Here is a 16,031-nt window from a genome sequence, read left to right as displayed (position 1 = left end):
CCCGTGAAACTCGGTGTGTGGATCTCCAACGTCAAGAGCAGGCGGGGGACGCTCACCCCGCAGCGCGCCGCACAACTCAACGAACTCGGCATCCACTGGGAATAATCCCCACCCACCCGGTCGGCGCTGCCCCCTGGGCCCGGGACTGAGCGGTCCGGGGCTCCCGGCGTTCGCGGGACGGTGCCGCCCTGAAGACGGGGAGACGGGAGCCGGGGCGGCACCTCGCACAGCCCGCCGGAACCCCGGATGCGAAGGCGCCCCGCCATCGCCCTTGCCCTGTAGGAAGGTGCGATCAGCAGCGGGCGTCCAGTTCGGCGAGCAGCGACGGGTTGACGATGCGGACGATGGCCTCGACGTCGTTCCGGTCCGCGGCCGGCCACAGCTGGGCGCGCGCAGCGGTACTTTGCCGCGAGGCGCTCCCGCTCGCCTGGTTGGTCACCGCCTCGACAATCTCGACGGCCCTGGGCCGGCACGCCCGCTTCCCGCAGACGCCCGGCGGTCCAGTCGGTGTCTCCCAAGACGTCGTGCAACAGGCCCGCCATGATGAGTTCATCACCGAACGGGCCGAGCCCGGCGGGCCACTGCCCGGACATGTTCGGTGTACGGCACTCCGGTCTTGTCGGTCTGCCCGGCATGTGCACTGCCGGCCAGAATCCCGACCTCACGGACAGAGATCACGTGCACTCCTTCGTCAGCCCTTCGTCGGTTCTTCACAGCGGCGGCTCCTTCGCCGGTGCAGGTGCAGGCGCCGCCCCGGCCCGCATCGGCAAGGTCTCGACACGGGCACCGGCCTCCCGGGCGCGGCGGGCGGTTGGGCGGAGGTCACCGGACAGGTTCTCGAGTGCGCCGAGGAAATCCCGGAAGGCCCGGTCGGTGCGGGTGGCGTCGCCAGTGGCGTCGAGATCCATCAGGAGTCCGCGGATCACGGCGAGGACGAGCGTGGCGAGATCCGGCCGGCCGATGCTGCGCAGGCCGTTCCCGAGCGGCCCGAGCCAGTCGGTCGTCGCGGCACGCCGGAAGCCGGGCCACAGCTGCTGTTCCGCACTCTCGCGCAGCTGACCGAACATGCGCAGGTACGGCCGCCCGTCGGGGCCGGTGATGAAGGTCCAGGCGCGGTCCAGGGTGGCCGTGTAGGGCTCGCCGGGCCGTGTCCGCAGGAGGTCTTCGAACGTGTCGAGCTGGCGTTGCCGTGCGCGCCCGAGGACGGCCCGCAGCAGGGCGTCACGGGTGCCGAAATGATAGATCAGCATGCGGGCCGAGGTGCCGGTGGCGGTGGCCAGCGGCTCGAGCCGGTCGGGGAGACCGTGCGCCAGGGCGTGGTCGGTGCAGGCGTCGAGCAGCTTCTCCTTGATGTGCGGTTGCGGTCGTCTGCCCATGGGGGGCGACTTTTTCACGTAACGGCAGCTACGTCTACCGTTGTCGGAAGGACGGCCGAGGCAGACCTGGAGGCAGCGGTGAGGGTTGTGTTCGTGCACGGGGCGTGCGTACGGGACGGGGCGTGGTGGTGGCACCGCACCGCCGGGCTGCTGCGGGAGCGGGGGGGGTGCCGAGCCTGGCACCGGCGCTTCCGAGCTGCGGCGAGACGGGCGTGCCCGGCGGTGCCGGCGGCCCGGGCCTGTCCGACGACGTCGCCGCGGTACGGCAGGTGCTGCAGGGCGGCGACGAGCCGACCGTCGTGGTCGCCCACAGCTACGGCGGGATCGTCATCGCGGAAGCCGCCGCGGGAATCGCGGCGGTACGCCACCTGCTGCTGATCTCCAGCTATCTGCCCGAGCCCGGTCAGAGCCTGTCGGAATTCGCAGACGGCGGCCCCGCTCCGTTCCTCGACACCGATCCCGGCACCGGCACCTTCGCGGTCCGCCCCGAACTGCTCGCGGATACGTTCCTGCACGACTGCGACCCCGAGGTCCAGGAACAGGCGGCGCACCACCTCGCCCGGCAGAGTGTGCAGGTGACCGGGCAGCCGGTCAAGGCCGCCGCGTGGCAGCAGGTGCCCTCGACGTATCTCGTCTGCGCCCAGGACCGCGGCACCGCGCCGCACCTCCAGCGCAGGTTCGCCCGCCGGGCCGGCACCACCGTCGAGCTCGACACCGGCCACCACCCGTTCCTGTCCCGGCCCGCCGCAGTCCGCGACGTGCTGCTCAGCCTGTGACGCCGACCGCGCACAACCCCGGCTGCGCACTCGCAAGCAGCTTCTGAGTGCGCAGCCCCGGCTGTACCCGGGAGTCCCGGCCGTCTGGGTGCGGGGCTCCCGGCATTCGCGGAGCCGGTGCCGCGCTGAAGGCGGGGAGACGGGAGCCGGGGCGGCACCTCGCACAGCCCGGCCCCGGCCACGCACCACGCCGGCGCTCACCCTGTGACCGGCGGTCCCGACGGCGAAGCAGCAGCGGTGCGCGCCAGATAGTCCTGCAACTCCCGGTGCCGGAACTGATACGCCACCCCCGCCGTACGCGCCCCCGACCCCATGGCACCCATCCTCACCCCCAACCGGTGCCGCGGGTAAGCCGCTTCACCCACCCGCAACCTCCCGGCGCGCAGCAGCGGCGGCATAGCAGCGCGCAGCAGCCCCGACCACCGCACACAAGACCTGGTCAGTCCTGGTCAACGCTCCCTGTATCTGACAAAGCCGCAGATCACGAACCTCTGACCACGGGATGGCGTCCACACTCCCCCGCCGCAGAGCGGCCCCGTCGCCGCCCCGCACGAACTGATCAGCCCAGGTCACCCGAGCCCTGCCTGATCACATCAAACGCTCGCCGACAAGACGTCTCCGCACGGCGGGGCGTTATCCCGCCGGAATCGGGATAACGGATTTCCTGCGCGGCCGACCGGGGAAGACGTATGGTCACTTCGGTGACTTTCGCCGCCTGTTACGTGTCCTTGACCGGTCGCACCGTCTGTATCGGACCGGAAGAGAAGGAGGCGAACACATGGACGGCGATCCGGCGCCTCGTGATGACCGCCGCAGGAGCCGGCTCAGGCTCTTGCTGGTGGCGGGATCGTTCCTCGCGAACGCAGGCCGACTGCTCCTCGACCTGTTCCGCCAGCCGCCCCTGTAGGGGCCCCCACGGCGGTCACCGCACCAGGGCCGCTTCTCTTCGGAGGGGCGGCCCTTCTTCGTCCGTACACGCCCCGCGCGTTATGCCCGCTACAGGCGGCGCACAAACCGTGTACTCGCGAGAGTTTAGATCCTGATCTCAAATACCGGCAGCTTTTCCGGGGAACAATCCCGGCGGAGATCTGTTTCGTTTCGCGATCCGCCATGTGCGGGGATACGTACCGTCCCCCTGCGTGGCTCACAGCCACTTTCAGGGGCCTTCTCGGGGTTGCTGTGGGCTCGTTGTCCGCGCCGGGAATCCGCAGTCTGTTCCCAGGTGGATCTGCAAAGCGGTTCGGAGCGGTTGTGCGCCTCCCGGGAGACGGCCGTCTCCCGCCCCCCCCCGGAAGCCCGGGGGTCAAGGTGGCAGCGGGCCGGGCCGGGGTGCCAGCCGGGGCGGGGCGCGCAGCCGGGCCGGGCCGTTGGCCCCTTCAGCCGTCTCCACCGGGGAGGCGGGGTCGGGGGTGGTCAGCGGGTCCGTGCGGGGCCGGGGCGGGGCGGGCCGGGCACAGCCGGGGCCGCTGTTCCCGCCGGCCGGGCGGGCGACTGCCCGGCAGTGCGGGCGGCTTCCTCGGCAGCGGCCACGGGGGGGTGCCTCTATGTCTTTCGTCAAGCGGGGCGTGGGCCTCGGGGTTCGTAGAAGTTGCCGTCGCGGAGCATCGCGAACAGCACGTTGATCCGCTGGCGGGCCAGGCGGAGGAGGGCCTGGGTGTGGGTCTTGCCGCGGGAGCGGCATCGGTCGTAGTAGGTGCGGGAGGCGGGATCGTGCAGTGCAGCGAATGCGGACAGGAACATTGCCCGTTTGAGCTGCCGGTTGCCGCCTCTGGGCGCGTGTTCGCCGTGGATCGAGGTCCCCGACGACTTGGTCGTCGGGGCCAGGCCGGCGTAGGAGGCCAGGTGGGCGGCGGTGGGGAAGCTGGTTGCGTCGCCGACGGTGACCAGCAAAGCGGCGGCGGTCCTGACGCCGACGCCGGGCAGCGACGTCAGGACCTTGGAAAGAGGGTGAGCCTCCAGCAGCTGTCCGATCTGTGTTTCCAGGGCTCGTCGCTGTTCGTGGACGGCCGCGAGTGAACGGGCCAGAGACGGGATCACCACGTCGAGGGTGCCGGTGCCCGGGACCACGACGGTCTGCTCGTCGAGGGCGTCGAAGACCTCGTCGATCAGCCGGGCGGCCATGCGCGGGGCCTTGGGCCGGATCACCTCGACCAGCCTGCGACGTCCGGCCTTTCTCAAGCCGGCCGGGGAGCCGTGGCGTTCCAGCAGCCAGGTCACCGCAGGGTGGTCCAGGCGCGGGCCAAGGACACGCTCCAGGCTGGGGTGAAACTGGGTGAGCAGGCCGCGTATCCGGTTGGAGGTGCGGGTCGCCTCGGCCGCGAGGTCCTGGTCGAAGCCCACCAGCACGGTCAGCTCGGCGGTGATCTCGTCGGTCACCTCCAACGAGCGCAGGGTGTGCGGCATCGTCCGTGCGGCATCCGCGATCACGGCCGCGTCCTTCGCGTCGGTCTTCGCCTCGCCCGGGTAGAGATCGGCGATCCGCCGCATGGACAAGCCGGGCAGGTAGGCGACCTTGCAGCCGACGTCCCGGGCGACCGTCAGAGGGAGGGCTCCGATGGAGGCGGGCTGGTCCACGATCACCAGCACGGTGCCGAACTTCGCGGCCAGCTTGTCGAAGACCGCCCGCAGCTTCGGCTCGCTGTTGGGCAGCTGTCTGTCGAAGACCTTCTTGCCGGCCGGGGTGAGTCCGTGCCCATGATGGGCGCTCTTGCCGACGTCCAGGCCAAGGAAGACCCCCACGTCGTCGATGTGGTCCAACCCATCCTCCCGAACGGGGTTCGTGCGGTGCTGGCCAGGGCGTTGGCGTCGTATGCGCGCATCCACGTTATGCAGACCTGCCGCCCGCAAGCGGCCGGGCATTGCGCCGGGCCAGGCGGTAGTCGGACCTCTCATCAGCGTCTCCAACGGCGCCTCTCGGGCCCGGTGACACCACCCCCCAGGTCATCCGTTCGACAGGGGGGAACAGTCATGCCGGGCCCGGAGGCCAGCGGTCCTCTTGCAGGACCTCGGAAAACATAACGGCGGGAGGGCGGTGCGCAGGGCGGCCTCGGTGCGCAGTGCGGCGGCCCGGGCGCGGGCGGGGCCGGCCTGGGTGTGGTGGTCGCGGGCCCGGCGGCGCAGGCGGCGGGCCGCGTTGGTGCAGCTGTCGGTGTCGGCGGTATGCAGGGCGGGCAGTGCGGCCCTGGCGGCCTGCGCGGCGCGGGGCGGGTCCAGGTGTGCGGGCAGGTGGAGTTCGGCGCGCAGCGGGGTGAGGAGGCCCTCGGCGGCGGCTTCGTGGGCGTCGGCGGCCCGGGCGGGTCGGGGATCCGCTGGTGGGGCTGCCGACGGTGTTCCATGCGCTGTGGGCAGGCGGGCTGGCGGCCGGTCTGGGCGCGCCGGTGCAAGAGCGGATGCCGGTGTGGGCGGAGGCTTCGTGGTGAGGCCGGGCAGGGCGAGGGGGCCGGTGGTCGAGCTGGGATGCCAGTGCGGTCCGAGGGCCGGATCTGGACGGTGGCGGCGCTGACCAGTGGGCAGGTACGGCTGGTCGACGAGGACGGTGCGGTGATGGCGATGTTGCTGTCGCTGTTGTTCGCCGGCTCCGGGGTTCGAGGTGATGGGCGCGCCCGAGGTGGCGCGGATGCCGCCGCTGGGGTTGCTGGAGTCGCTGCCGGCTTCGGTGCGGGAGCGGGCGCTGGCCCGGGAGCGGCATGTGCGGGAGGTGGAGACCGGAGTGCAAGGCCCTCGGCCCGTACCGGGAACTGGCTCCCGGGACTCGGCACACCTCGACGGCACGATGACGCTGGGCCCCCGTCTCGGTGGGGTGACCGCGGTCGGCGTACACGCCTGGTGGAGCGAGCCGCTCACGTACGCCGGGGGAAGGTGGCCGGCGGGTGCGTGCCGTCGGGCGGCGGCTCCGCGGTCCTGCTGCTGCGGGACACGGCCGGCCGGGTGCTCCGGCGGCAGCCGCTCGGCACGTGCGGGGCGGGCGCTCCCCTGGTACTGGACGCGGGAGCCGGCCGGACCGGGTGCCGTGCGCCTGGAGGTGTGCTGTGAGGTGGACGTGCTCGGATCGGTGGCCATGATCGGCTGACCCGTTGCCCCGCACCTGTGCCCGGCATCATGGGGCGGTCCCATGGTGCCGGGCACATACGTGTGCACGGCGGTCAGGCCTCCGTGGAGCGGTAGGCGGCCGTCGGCAGGCCGGGCACCTCCACCCTGGCCCGGAACACGGCTCCGTCCAACGGGCCGGGCTCGGGGAGCCCCACCCGGGCCGTGGTGACGTAGAGGGTGCTTCCGTCGTCGCCGCCCAGGCAGATCCCCGCGGGCTGGGTCTCCGGCAGGCGCAGTACGGTCCCCAGTGTGCCGTCGGGCAGGTAGCGGCGGACCTCGCCGGCGCCCCAGACCGCCGTCCACAGGGCGCCCTCGGCGTCCACGGTCATGCCGTCGGGGCTGCCGTCGTCGACCCGTACGGACTCCTCGCCCGCGCCGAGGCCGCCGTCGCGCGGGTCCGCGGAATGGGGCCGTGCGGGTCCGCGGGCGCTGTCCGCCGGGTACATCGTGGTGCCGTCGCGGTCGAACGCGGGACCGTTCGGGATCGTGATGCCCTCGAAGACCCGGGTGACCGCGCCACTCCAGGCCGGTCCCCGGTACAGGGAGCCCGCGTCCGGTGTCCCGTCGTAGGCCATGCTGTCGGCCCAGAATCGGCCGTGCGGGTCGGCGCATCCGTCGTTCATCCGCATGGGGTCGGCGCGTCCCGCTCGGGGACGGCCAGCCACTCGGGGTCCGTGCCCGGGTCCAGCAGGCAGACGCCGGTGCCAGCAGCCGCGATCCAGGTGCCGGGCCGGTCGGCGACCGGGACGACCGCGCCCAGGGGGGGGACGTCCAGCCGGGCGGGGGTCCGCAGCGGGGCGGTGCCGTCCTCGTCCGGTGTCAGGAGACGGCCCGGGGGGATGTCCACGCAGACGAGTCCGCCGTCGGTCCAGCGGACGCCCTCGCCGAGTCCAGGCGGTCCGGCAGGGTCAGGGGCGTCAGGGCGGTCATGGTGAGGCGCTCCGAGGGGTCGTGGGCGGACGGTCAGCGGATCGTGGTTCCCGGGGCGGCGGCGAGCAGCTCCAGTTCGTCGCGGCGGGGCAGCCCCTCCCAGTCGCCGTCCGAGGCGACGGCGAAGGCCCCGAGCGTGTTGGCGCGGGTGAGGCGTGCGGCCGGCGGGAGTCCGTCGAGCAGGCCGGAGAGGTATCCGGCGCAGAACGCGTCGCCCGCCCCCACTGTGTCCCGTACGGGCACCCGTAGAGCCGGGACCGTGTGCCGGGAGCCGTTCCGGTTGTGGAGGGCGGCTCCCTCTTCTCCGCGTTTGACGACCACCTCGCGCATTCCGGCGTCCAGCAGCGCGGCGACGGCCCGTTCCTCCCCCTCGGGCCGTTCGGCGAAGGCGTGGGTCACCACAGGCAGTTCGTCGTCCGAGGCGATCAGGACGGTGACGTGCTCCAGCAGCGGGAGCAGGGCCTTGCCCGCGTCCTCGGCGGTCCAGAGCCGCTGGCGGTGGTTGACGTCCAGGGCGACGGTCCAGCCGTGGGCGTGCGCGTGGGCGGCGGCCTCATGCGCCGCCTCCAGCGGGCCGGGGCCGAGGGCGCAGGTGATGCCGGTCAGGTGCAGGACGCGGGCGCCGTCGTCGAGGGCGGGCGCGAGGGCGGCGGGGGTGAGCAGCGAGGCGGCCGAGTGGCTGCGCCAGTAGTGGACGCGCACCAGGTCGGCGACGCGCCGCTCGCGGAGCATGCCGCCGGTGGGCGCCTCGGGGCGGACGCCGGCACGGGCGGTGCCGACGTTCTCGCCGCGCAGCGTGCGCAGGATCAGGCGGCCGGGCTCGTCGTCGCCGACCAGGCCCGCCCAGGCGGCCCGGTGGCCCAGCCGGGCCAGGCCGATGGCCACGTTGGACTCGGCGCCGGCGACGGTGGTGCGGGCGTCGGCACCGACGGCCAGCGGGCCGGGCAGTTGTACGGTGAGCATGGTCTCGCCGAACGTGAGCACGTCGACGGGCGCGGTCCCCGGGGCGGCGGTCACGCCTCCTCCCGCAGTGGGTCGTGGGCGCAGAGCGCGACGAAGCGGCGGGCGCGGGCACGCAGGCCGTCCAGGTCGCCGCCGTGCGCGGCGTCGCCCACCAGGGGCGAGCCGACGCCGACCGCGACCGCGCCATGTGAAAGGTACTGTTCGGCGCCGGTGAGGTCGACGCCGCCGACCGGCACGAAGGGCAGGTCGGGGAAGGGGTCGCGCAGCGCCTTCAGGTAGGCGGATCCGCCGACTGATGCGGGGAAGAGCTTGACGGCGTCGGCCCCGGCCCCGCGGGCGGCGACGGCCTCGGTCGGGGTGAGGGCGCCGGCCAGGACCGGCAGTCCGACGCGGACGGAGGCCGCCACGGACTCGGTGAGCGCGGGGGTCACGATCCAGCTCGCGCCCGCCTCCCGGGCGCGGGCGACGTCGTCCTCGGTGAGCACGGTGCCCGCCCCAACGAGGGCCGAGGGGCCCGCCTCGGCGACGGCGCGGCGGATGACGCCGAGGGCGTCGGCGGTGTTGAGGGAGACCTCGACGAGGGCCACGCCCTCGTCCAGCAGGGTCATGACCGTGCGCAGCGCGGCGTCGGCGTCCGGGCCGCGCACGATGGCGGCCAGCCGGGTGCGCCGGAGCACGGCGGGGAAGGTGTCGGCGTGCACGGTGTGCGGGGGTTTCATGTTCACGTCCGGGAGGGTCGGGGGCGGGCGGGTGTCACCATTCGGCGAAGGAGCCGTCGGTGTGCCGCCAGACGGGGTTATGCCAGTGGGCGACGGTGTCGTCGGCGGCGCGGACCGCTTTCTCGTCCACCTCGACGCCGAGGCCCGGGGCCGAGGTCCGCAGCAGGTGGCCGTCGTGGAAGCGCAGCGGCGTGGTGTCGACCAGGTAGTCCAGCGGACCGGCGCCCACGTTGTAATGGATGCCTATGCTCTGCTCCTGGATGAGGAAGTTCGGTGTGCTGAGGGCGACTTGCAGGCTGGCGGCGAGCGAGACGGGGCCCAGCGGGCAGTGCGGCGCGAGGAGCACGTCGAAGGTCTCGGCGAGCGCGGCGATCCGGCGGACCTCGGAGATGCCGCCGGCGTGGGAGAGGTCGGGCTGGAGGACCGCCACCCCGGCGGTGAGGGCGGGCAGCACGTCGGTGCGCGAGTAGAGGCGCTCCCCGGTGGCCAGCGGCACCGGGGACACCCCGACCAGGTCGCGCAGCCGGTGGGTGTACTCGGGGAGTACGGGTTCCTCGACGAACAGCGGGTTGTACGGGGCGAGATGCGGGAGCACCTTGGCCGCGTTGGCGACCGTGAACCGGCCGTGGAAGTCGACGGCGAAGTCCTTGTCGTCACCGAGTGCCTCGCGGGCGGCGGCCGCCCGGGAGACGACCTCGTCGATGTCCCGGGCGGTCGCCAGCCGGTTCATCCGCCCGGAGGCGTTCATCTTCACCGCGGTGAAACCGGCCTCCACCTGCTCCCGCACCGCCTCGGCGATCTGGGCGGGCTCGTCCCCGCCGACCCAGGTGTAGGCCCGTACGCGGTCGCGCACCGGGCCGCCGAGCATGTGGTGCACCGGCGCGCCGTAGACCTTGCCCGCGATGTCCCAGAGCGCCTGGTCCAGTCCGGCGACCGCGCTGGAGAGGACCGGGCCGCCACGGTAGAACGACCCCTTGGTCATGGTCTGCCAATGGTCCTCGATCCGCAGCGGGTCCCGCCCGACGAGGAGTTCGGACAGTTCGCGCACGGCGGTGCGGACAGTGGCGGCGCGGCCCTCGACCACCGGCTCCCCCCAGCCGATGACGCCGTCGTCCGTCTCGACGCGGCACAGCAGCCAGCGAGGCGGCACGGCGAAGGTCTCGACACGGGTGATCTTCATGCTTCTCCTTGGTGCGGCCGGGTACCGCCGGCCGGCCGGGGTGCCGGGCACGGGCGTCCCCCGCGGGGCGGGCACGGTTCAGGACGAGGTCTTGTAGGCGCTCCAGCCGCCGTCGACGACCAGCGAGGCGCCGGTGACGAAGGAGGCGTCGTCGCTCAGCAGGAAGGCGGTGGCCCCGGCCACCTCCTCGGGACTGCCGAGCCGTCCGGCCACGGTCTGCTCCGCGCTGCGCCGCCGGTCCTCCGCGCCGATGCCGTCCCAGGCTCGGGTGAGCACGGGTCCGGGCAGCAGGGCATTGACCCGTACGCCGGGCCCGTACTCCACCGCCAACTGGCGTGCCAGACCGGTGAGTCCGGCCTTGGCCGAGGCGTAGGCGGGGCGGCCGGGCAGTCCGGCCAGCGCGTGCACCGAGGAGATGAGGACGGCGCAGCCGCGGGTGGCGCGCAGGTCGTCCAGGCAGGCCCGGAAGCCGAGGAAGGCGCCGGTGAGCGTGACACCGAGCTGCTGGTTCCACTGGTCGAGCGTCGTGTCGTGGGCGGGGGCGACGCGCACGGCGTAGGCGTTGGAGACGAGGGCCGAGACGGGTCCGTAGGCGCCGCGCACGGTCTCCAGCGCCGCGGCCCAGGACTCCTCGTCGCTCACGTCGGTCGGGTGGAACAGGGCCTGGTGGCCGGCGTCCCGGATGGCGCGGGCTGTGCGTTCCCCTTCCGCGGTGTCGATGTCGGCGACGAGGACGCGGGCTCCCTCGGCCGCGAGCCGCCGGGCGATCGCGGCGCCGATCCCCCCAGCTGCTCCCGTGACCACGGCGACGCGTCCGTCGAAGCGGGGCGCTGTTCCGGAGGGCTGCGGATACGTGGACGGCATGGGCGGCTCCGAGGGCTGCGGTGCGGACGGGTCGGGTCCGGGGCGGTCGGCGAGCATGACCACCCCACGAGAGTCTTAAATATGAATTTATGAATGATCGAGTCGGGTCAAGGTGCCCGCCTGAGGTACCGTTCACAAAGGGCAGGCCGCCCGGCCACGGCGACCGTCCGGCGACACCCCGCCCCCGCCGCCGCGTCAGCGGGCCCCGTGGGGGGACTCGCGGTCCGCGGGGTCGGCCGTCCGCCCGGTGACGTGATCCAGGTCCTCGACCGCCTTCGCCAGCAGGCCGAGCATGGCGAGTTCGGCCCGGGCCGGGTCGCGGTCGCGCACGGCGTCGAGGACGGCACGGTGGCTCGGCACGGGGTCACCGACGGAGGCGTGGGCGTGGACGAGGCGGTCGCGCTCCCGCAGGCCCGGCTCGAGCAGCATGTCCATGCGGGCCAGCATCTCGTTGCCGGTGGCCGCCAGGAGCGCGCGGTGGAAGGCCGCGTCGGCCTCGGCGGCGACGGCCGAGTCCGCCCGGGCCCGCCCCATGAGGTCAAGCGCCGCCTCCAGGGCCCCGAGGTCGGCGTCCGTCCGGTGCAGGGCGGCACGGAGGGCGGCCGCGGGCTCGATGATGGAGCGGACGTCGGCGAGGTCACGCATCAGTTCCTCACCGGCACCCCCCTCGACACGCCAGCGGATGACATCCGCGTCGAGCAGGTTCCAGTGCTTGCGCCCCCTGACGAACGTGCCCCGCTTCTGCCGCGCGTCGACGAGCCCCTTGCCGGCCAGCACCTTCAGCGACTCGCGCATGACGGTCAGGCTGACGTCGAGCTCCTCCCCCAGCGCCCGCACGTCCAGTGTCGCCCCCTCGGGCACGGCGCCGCCCACGATGCGCGCTCCGAGCGACTGGACCACCTGTCCGTGCACGCCCCGGGTGCTGTAGGCCGCCATGCCGCCATCTCCTTGAGGTCGGGCACGCCTCGGGCGCGCGGGGTGGGCGCCGCAGGCGCGAACGCGGCCCATGATAGCGCTGGTCGTTAATTATGAATACATCTTGACAGCCCTGTGAACGGCACTGAGGATGAACCCCACTTCGAGGAGCCACTGGCACGGGAGCCGCCTGTCATGCTTTTGTCCCACGTCCGCACACCGTCCCCGCCGCTCACGGGACACCTCCCCATGGGAAGCGCGCCCGGGACGCCGCGGGCCGTGTCGGTGGACAGCCGATGCGTCCAACGGGACGGCGATCCCTGGATACCGGTCACCGGAGAGTTCCACTTCAGCCGCTACCCGGCCGCCGAGTGGCGCGAGGAGCTGCTGAAGATGCGCGCCGGCGGTGTCGACACCGTGGCCACCTACCTGTTCTGGAACCAGCACGAGGAGCACCGCGGCGTCCTGCGGTTCGACGGCGGGCTCGACGTCCGCCGCTTCGTCGGACTCTGCGGGGAACTGGGACTGGCCGTGGTGGTGCGGATCGGCCCCTGGGCGCACGGGGAATGCCGCAACGGCGGATTCCCCGGCTGGCTGGCGGACACCGGCTGCACACCGCGCACCGACGATCCCGCCTACCTGGACCTGGTCCGCCCCTACTACACCCGCATCGCGCGGGAACTGCGAGGGCTCTCCCACGACGAGGGCGGCCCGATCGTCGCCGTGCAGGTGGAGAACGAGCTGTACGACCAGCCCGCCCACCTGGCGACGCTGCGGCGCACGGCCGAGGAGGCGGGCCTGCGGGCGCCGCTGTGGACCGCCACCGCCTGGGGCGCGGCCGACCTCCCCGCCGATGTCCTGCTGCCGCTGTACGGCGGCTACCCGGAGGCGTTCTGGGAGGACGCGCACAAGGGCTGGGCCCGGCACACGCGCCGCCACTACTTCTTCACGCCCATCCGCGACGACCACGCCATCGGCGCCGACCTCAGGTCCCACGCCCCCGCCGGCACGGGGCCGGACGACCGCCGCTACCCCTACGCCACCTGCGAGCTGGGCGGCGGCATGGCCATCGCCTACCACCGCAGGCCCCTGGTGCCGGCCGCCGACATCACCTCGCTGGCGCTGGCCAAGCTCGGCAGCGGCTCGGTGTGGCAGGGCTACTACCTGTACCACGGCTCCTCCCAGCGCCTGGACCACGAGCGGCCCAACCAGGAGTCGCACGACACCGGCTACCCCAACGACCTCCCGGCGGTCACCTACGACTTCCAGGCCCCCCTCGGCGAGTACGGGCAGGTGCGCCCCTCCTTCCACGCCCTGCGCCTGCACCACCTGTTCCTACGGGACTGCGGGGCCGACCTGGCCCGGATGGAACCGGCGCCGCCCGAGGCCGGGCCCGACGGACTGGACGACCGCACCACCCTGCGCTGGACGGTCCGCTCCGACGGCCGGCGCGGCTTCCTGTTCGTCAACAACCACCAGCCGCACGAGCCCCTGCCCCGCCACGACGACGCCCGCTTCCGGGTGCGGCTGGACGACGGGCGCACGGTCACCCTGCCCGACCGGCCGGTGACCCTCCCGTCGGGCGCCCACTTCGTCTGGCCGATCGGCCACGACCTCGGCCACGGGATCGTCCTGGACTGGGCCACCGCCCAGCCCGTGACCCGGCTCCCGGTGGACGGCGTCCCCACGGCAGTGCTGGCCGCCACCGCCGGCGTTCCCGTGACGCTCTCCCTGCCCGCGGGCCTGCGGGTGGCGGGTCCCGCAAAGGTGCGGGCGGACGCGGACGGCACCCTGGTGTCCGTGCCGCAGCCGGGCACGGACGCCCTGCTCACGATCCACGGACCCGCCGGCCGCGTGCGCGTACTCGTCGTGGACGAGCACCAGGCCCTCACCGTCAACCGGGTCCACGTCCAGGGGGAGGACCGCCTGGTCCTCAGCGAGGCTCTCGTCCTGGCCGACGGCGACGAACTCCGTCTGCACACCACCGCGTCCACCACGTCCCTCGCCTTCCTGCCCGCGCCGGACTCGCTCACCGGCACCGGTCTGGGCGCTCCGGCCGCCGACGGCGCCTTCACCCGGTGGCCGCTCGCCCTCCCCGGCGACGCGGCGGAACCCACGGTCACCTGCGTGCGCGCCGAAGCCACCGTCCCGCCCGCGCGGACGGGCGGTTCCCACGACCGGGCGTCGGCCCCGCGCGACGAGGACTTCGACTCGGCGGTCGTGTACCACGTCTCCGTGCCCCGCGAGGCGTTCGCCGGTCGGGGCGAGGTGCTGCTGCGGGTGGCGTACACCGGCGACGTGGCCCGCGCGTACATCGGCGGCCGGCTGGTCGCCGACCACTTCTGGTACGGCCCGGACTGGGAGATCGGCCTGCGCCGGTTCGCCGAGGAGGCCGCCGGGCACGGTGTCGAGATCCGCGTCCTGCCGCTGGCCGAGGACAGCGAGGTGTACGTCGACGCCTCCGTGCGCGACGGTCTCGCGGCGGCCCGGGAGAGGGCCTGCGTGGACCGGGTGAGCCTGGTCCACGTGCACCGGGCCACCGTGCGCGCCGCGGACGGAGCCGGCCATGACTGACCCCGGCCGCAGGGCCCTTGCCGCGCGGTGCGGCTGGACTGGGCCTCGGAATGGCCGCCCGGCGCCCTGTCGGCGTGCGCGACGTCCCCGGCGGCACCCGTCGCGTCCGGGCCGGCGGACGTCTCCCTGTGGACGCACGATCCCGGATACGCCACCACGTACGAGAAGGCGGTCGCGACCGGACGCCGGTGCGGGGATCCCGCTTCGACTACCGGATGCGGATCACCAGCGCCGCCCCGGCCGACATCGTCACCCGGATGACGGCGCAGGCGATCGCCGAGGAGAACACCCCGACCTCGCGGGCACCGTCATCGACCAGTACCCCCGGGTGATGGGGTACGGCACCGCCGAGAACCTCTTCGTCGACCTCTCCGAGACCGCCCGCCCGCTCGGTGACGGTCTCCTCAGGCTCGCCCCCTGCACCGTGGACGGGATACCGTGGGTCAGCTCACCCGGTGACTACACCCTGCCGCTCGGCCTCCACGCCCTCTCCGGGACGGCCGGCCGCCAGTACGACCTGGTGCTCGCCGGGACCGTCCTCGCGGCCGTCCCGAGCCTGCCCGTCCTCTTCCTGCTGCGCAAGCAGCTCGTCGAAGGGCTGACCGCCGGCGCGGCCAAGAGCTGAGCGGCTCCCCTGCGCTTCCCTTCCTCACCCTATCTCCGCACGGAACCACGGAAGGCATCCTCGTCCATGCCCACGCCGCTGCCCGCCCACCTTCCCTCCGCCCTCACCATCTCCCTGTGGGACTTCTCCTGGTACACCCGCACCGGTCCCGGGGAGCCCTTCGCCGACCTCGACCGGGCCTTCGCCGAGGCCGTGGAACGCGGGTACAACACCGTCCGGATCTGCGCCATGCCCCTGCTGCTGTCCGGCACCGGCGTCGACACCACCCGGCTGCGCCTCGGCCCGCTGGGCGGCGACTACGGTCAGCGGGTCCGCTGGTACGACGTGCGCGGCACGACGGAGATCGACGCCCGCGCGCATCTGCTCGCCCTGTTCGAGGCGGCCCGCCGGCACGACTGCTTCGTCATCCTCTCCAGCTGGGAGTACCAGCAGTCACCGTCCTTCGCCGCCGACCGCTCCTGGTTCGACGCGATCACGGCCATCGAGCCCGAGCGCCGGGCGGAGGCCCTCGCCGACGCCCTCGCCGACCTGATCGACTTCCTCGCCCGCCACGGCGGGCTGGACGACCGGGTCGCCTTCACCGAACTGCACAACGAGGTCCAGGCCGGCCGCCTGACCGAGGGCCTGGCCGCCGACGAGGACCCTGTCGTGGCGCTCCGTCCCCGTCTGGAGCGCGGGCTGGCCCGGTTCCGCCAGCGCCACCCCGACCGCCCCGTGACCGTCAACTACGCCGAGGTCCCCGTCGGTTCCCTGCGCGGCGTCCCCCGCAACGTCGACGTCGCGGTCTTCCACCCGTACGTCTACGGCGTGCTCGACGAACTCCTCGACACCTACGCGCTGCGCGACCCCTCCCGGCCGTTCCCGCAGGACCGGGCCGAGCGGGAACTGCTGCGCCCCGGCGCGCCCCGGCTGGAGGAATGGCTGCCGCCCTACCTCGCGCAGAGGGCCCGCAACGTCGCCCACGCCCTGCATACCCCCGCCCCCGCGTAAGCGGCGCCGCAGCGTCGCCGCCGGCGGGCC

14 protein-coding genes and 1 pseudogene are annotated in these 16,031 nt (G+C 73.5%); 5 read left to right on the top strand and 10 right to left on the bottom strand.

From position 1 onward, the window contains the following. Positions 1 to 292 precede the first annotated feature (292 nt). Both BM242_RS30355 and BM242_RS17760 read right to left on the bottom strand, forming a co-directional pair. Entirely contained in the window at positions 293 to 439 is a 147-nt protein-coding gene (locus BM242_RS30355) for a hypothetical protein (RefSeq protein ID WP_245834069.1), read from the bottom strand. A gap of 271 nt (positions 440 to 710) precedes the next feature. After that, the gene (locus BM242_RS17760; protein WP_245834070.1) at positions 711 to 1,376 is read right to left on the bottom strand and encodes a TetR/AcrR family transcriptional regulator; all 666 of its coding nucleotides are present in this window, start codon (positions 1,374 to 1,376) and stop codon (positions 711 to 713) included. A 167-nt stretch (positions 1,377 to 1,543) separates the two neighbouring features. Between BM242_RS17760 and BM242_RS17755 the strand changes: the two genes are divergently transcribed. Further along, positions 1,544 to 2,152, top strand: coding sequence for an alpha/beta hydrolase (locus BM242_RS17755; RefSeq protein ID WP_245834071.1), 609 nt, complete (start codon positions 1,544 to 1,546; stop codon positions 2,150 to 2,152). 1,554 nt (positions 2,153 to 3,706) lie between these two features. Here the strand turns inward: BM242_RS17755 and BM242_RS17750 are convergent. The 8 genes from BM242_RS17750 to BM242_RS17720 all read right to left on the bottom strand — a co-directional run bounded on the left by BM242_RS17750 (position 3,707) and on the right by BM242_RS17720 (position 11,833). Beyond that, positions 3,707 to 4,909, bottom strand: a complete 1,203-nt coding sequence (locus BM242_RS17750; RefSeq protein ID WP_093839148.1) for an IS110 family RNA-guided transposase — start codon at positions 4,907 to 4,909, stop codon at positions 3,707 to 3,709. Positions 4,910 to 6,294: 1,385 nt separating this feature from the next. After that, on the bottom strand, positions 6,295 to 6,864 hold the full coding sequence (locus BM242_RS31045) for an SMP-30/gluconolactonase/LRE family protein (RefSeq protein WP_342746963.1): 570 nt from the start codon (positions 6,862 to 6,864) through the stop codon (positions 6,295 to 6,297). Then, positions 6,861 to 7,088 (bottom strand): hypothetical protein, encoded by a 228-nt coding sequence (locus BM242_RS31040; RefSeq protein WP_342746964.1) that lies wholly within the window; start codon positions 7,086 to 7,088, stop codon positions 6,861 to 6,863. Before BM242_RS31040 ends, BM242_RS31045 begins: the two co-directional genes overlap by 4 nt. Before the next feature lie 116 nt (positions 7,089 to 7,204). After that, on the bottom strand, positions 7,205 to 8,188 hold the full coding sequence (locus tag BM242_RS17740; protein WP_093839149.1) for a sugar kinase: 984 nt from the start codon (positions 8,186 to 8,188) through the stop codon (positions 7,205 to 7,207). Then, positions 8,185 to 8,853: a bifunctional 4-hydroxy-2-oxoglutarate aldolase/2-dehydro-3-deoxy-phosphogluconate aldolase gene (locus BM242_RS17735; RefSeq protein WP_093839150.1), complete on the bottom strand. Its 669-nt coding sequence runs from the start codon at positions 8,851 to 8,853 to the stop codon at positions 8,185 to 8,187. The genes BM242_RS17740 and BM242_RS17735 overlap by 4 nt, the downstream gene beginning before the upstream one ends. A gap of 34 nt (positions 8,854 to 8,887) precedes the next feature. Beyond that, positions 8,888 to 10,033: a galactonate dehydratase gene (gene dgoD / locus BM242_RS17730; RefSeq protein ID WP_093839151.1), complete on the bottom strand. Its 1,146-nt coding sequence runs from the start codon at positions 10,031 to 10,033 to the stop codon at positions 8,888 to 8,890. Positions 10,034 to 10,111: 78 nt separating this feature from the next. Then, positions 10,112 to 10,897 carry an SDR family NAD(P)-dependent oxidoreductase gene (locus BM242_RS17725; protein WP_093839152.1) on the bottom strand — a complete coding sequence of 262 codons (786 nt, stop codon included), beginning with the start codon at positions 10,895 to 10,897 and terminating at the stop codon, positions 10,112 to 10,114. A 195-nt stretch (positions 10,898 to 11,092) separates the two neighbouring features. Beyond that, the gene (locus tag BM242_RS17720; RefSeq protein ID WP_093839153.1) at positions 11,093 to 11,833 is read right to left on the bottom strand and encodes a FadR/GntR family transcriptional regulator; all 741 of its coding nucleotides are present in this window, start codon (positions 11,831 to 11,833) and stop codon (positions 11,093 to 11,095) included. Positions 11,834 to 12,061: 228 nt separating this feature from the next. Between BM242_RS17720 and BM242_RS17715 the strand changes: the two genes are divergently transcribed. From BM242_RS17715 to BM242_RS17705, 4 genes and pseudogenes are all read left to right on the top strand, one after another. Then, positions 12,062 to 14,386: a beta-galactosidase gene (locus BM242_RS17715; RefSeq protein ID WP_245834072.1), complete on the top strand. Its 2,325-nt coding sequence runs from the start codon at positions 12,062 to 12,064 to the stop codon at positions 14,384 to 14,386. Positions 14,387 to 14,574: 188 nt separating this feature from the next. Continuing rightward, the gene (locus tag BM242_RS29475; RefSeq protein WP_175541409.1) at positions 14,575 to 14,718 is read left to right on the top strand and encodes a hypothetical protein; all 144 of its coding nucleotides are present in this window, start codon (positions 14,575 to 14,577) and stop codon (positions 14,716 to 14,718) included. Further along, complete coding sequence (locus BM242_RS30350; RefSeq protein ID WP_245834073.1) at positions 14,718 to 15,011, top strand: ABC transporter permease family protein; 294 nt, start codon at positions 14,718 to 14,720, stop codon at positions 15,009 to 15,011. Before BM242_RS29475 ends, BM242_RS30350 begins: the two co-directional genes overlap by 1 nt. Positions 15,012 to 15,077: 66 nt before the next feature. Further along, positions 15,078 to 15,941 (top strand): annotated as a pseudogene (locus BM242_RS17705) (cellulase-like family protein); the annotation flags it as partial. Positions 15,942 to 16,031 lie beyond the last annotated feature (90 nt).

Source organism: Streptomyces aidingensis, from assembly GCF_900112355.1.
Taxonomy (GTDB): domain Bacteria; phylum Actinomycetota; class Actinomycetes; order Streptomycetales; family Streptomycetaceae; genus Streptomyces; species Streptomyces aidingensis.
The sequence above is the reverse complement of the archived record's forward strand: the minus strand, read 5'-3'. Positions and strand labels throughout refer to the sequence as shown.